The 445-nt window shown below is 57.5% G+C and carries 1 rRNA gene; it reads left to right on the forward strand.

Features of this window, described 5'->3' with window-relative positions:
* The first annotated feature begins 274 nt into the window (after window positions 1–274).
* Window positions 275–391: ribosomal RNA gene (rrf, locus tag AC1DH3_RS16690) — 5S ribosomal RNA — on the forward strand.
* Window positions 392–445: the final 54 nt, after the last annotated feature.

Genomic DNA, 445 nt, shown 5'->3' on the forward strand with positions numbered 1-445 from the left:
GTACTAATAGGCCGATAACTTACACCACACACTCCTTTGCGTGAACGGATTCAAAAGACGTTCACACCAGCAGAGGAGTACAAAGAAACAAGACTGCTTGCGTCCACTATGTGGTTCCCAAACAACAAACCCGCCACGGGCACGTTGCTTGAAGGAACCAAAACTGAATAACAACACCACCACCGCCCCGCCACGGGCGGTAGCGGACAAGTTGTAACCACCAGATTTCCCACCCCGGGACTCTCTACACAGACCAGGGGCGCGGACACAGGGTTACGGCGGTCATAGCGTGGGGGAAACGCCCGGTCCCATCCCGAACCCGGAAGCTAAGACCCACAGCGCCGATGGTACTGCACCCGGGAGGGTGTGGGAGAGTAGGTCACCGCCGGACAACCATTACAGCCAGGCCCCGACACACAGTGTCGGGGCCTGAGCCTTTTAACAC

The organism is Arthrobacter sp. 05L428 (assembly GCF_056397665.1).